Origin of the sequence: Brachybacterium sp. AOP25-B2-12, assembly GCF_052378625.1 — a bacterium.
Lineage (GTDB): Bacteria > Actinomycetota > Actinomycetes > Actinomycetales > Dermabacteraceae > Brachybacterium.
Genome location: NZ_JBQSXW010000055.1, coordinates 1 through 1,626, shown reverse-complemented (window position 1 = coordinate 1,626; position 1,626 = coordinate 1). Strand labels below are relative to the sequence as shown.

The window sequence follows — 1,626 nt, the reverse complement described above, 5'->3', positions numbered from 1 at the left end:
GTTCCTACACTGCCCATCCGCCGGAAGACCTCGACTTGCACCACGCTACCTTCGCCGCGCCCGACCTGACCACGTTCTGCCGTCTCGACGAGCTCGGCCTCGAGGCCGTTGGGCAGCGTCTCGAGCCAGATCGGGCGGTGATCGAGTGCCGCGTCGTCGAGGACGACCCGTGGTGTCGGAAGTGCGGCGCCGAGGGCGCGCCACGGGACACGGTGACGCGCCCGCTGGCGCATGAACCGTTCGGGCACCGGCCGACGACGCTGCTAATCCGGGTGCGCCGCTACCGGTGCGTGTCCTGCCGCCGCACCTGGCGGCAGGACACGTCGAAGGCGGCCGCGCCCCGGGCGAAGATCTCCCGCGGCGGGATCGGGTGGGCACTCACTGCGATCGTGGTCGACCACCTCACCGTCTCGCGCGCCGCCGCCGGTCTCGGGGTGTCGTGGCACACCGCGAACACCGCGATCCTCGCCGAAGGCAAGCGGCGCCTCATCGACGACCCGGCCCGGTTCGACGGGGTCACCACGATCGGCGTCGACGAGCACGTCTGGCGACACACCCGATTCGGCGACAAGTACGTCACCGTGATCATCGACCTCACGCCCGCCCGCGAGAAGACCGGCCCCGCGCGCTTGCTGGACATGATCGAAGGCCGCTCCAAGTCCGTCTTCAAGCAGTGGCTCGCGGGCCGCCCGAAGCAGTGGCGGGACGGGATCGAGGTGGTCGCGATGGACGGGTTCAGCGGGTTCAAGACCGCCGCCGCGGAAGAGCTCCCCGACGCGGTTGCGGTGATGGACCCATTCCATGTCGTCCGTCTCGCTGGCGACGCGCTGGATGCCTGCCGGCGCCGGGTCCAGCAGGACACCACCGGGCACCGCGGGATGAAGGGCGACCCGCTCTACAAGGCCCGCCGCACCCTCCACACCGGCGCGAGCCTGCTCACCGACAAGCAGCGGGCACGCCTGGACGCGGTGTTCGCGAGCGAGGAGCATGTCGAGGTCGAGGCGACCTGGGGCATCTACCAGCGCATCGTCGCCGCCTACCGGGAACCCGACAAGAAGAAGGCCAGGCAGGCCATGCAGGCGGTGATCGCCACGATCACCACCGGGGTTCCCGCGGCGCTCGTGGAGATCCGCAAGCTCGGCCGCACCATGAAGCAACGCGCCGCCGACATCCTCGCGTTCTTCGACCGGCCCGGCACCAGCAACGGCCCGACCGAGGCGATCAACGGCCGCCTCGAACACCTCCGCGGCTCCGCGCTCGGCTTCCGCAACCTCACCCACTACATCGCCAGGTCGCTGCGCGAAGCCGGAGGGTTCAGACCTCACCTACACCCTTGATTCCGAAGAGCCACGAAAGTTCTGTTTTGGACCCTGTGTGACGGGGGAGGCTACGGTCGCGCAGCTGTCACGCAGGGTGGTACCTAAGGCCACGAATCTGTCACTTTGAGGTTGTCACGACTTCACGGTTGGCCCACGGTTCACGGCGAATTAACTTCCACGGAGTGTTGGAACGAGGCAGTCGATCTCTCCCTCGCGCCGGTAGCTCTCTATGTGTGGGCGGCTCGGGTCGTGGACTGCGAGCTCGAATAGCACGCTGAAGGCGTCAGCGATCAGCTCATACACGGCG

At 68.3% G+C, this 1,626-nt stretch carries 1 protein-coding gene; it reads left to right on the top strand.

Features of this window, described 5'->3' with window-relative positions; all coding sequences use genetic code 11:
• Positions 1-35: 35 nt before the first annotated feature.
• Positions 36-1,337, top strand: a complete 1,302-nt coding sequence (locus ACT3TZ_RS15090) for an ISL3-like element ISAar42 family transposase (protein WP_444584231.1) — start codon at positions 36-38, stop codon at positions 1,335-1,337.
• Positions 1,338-1,626: the final 289 nt, after the last annotated feature.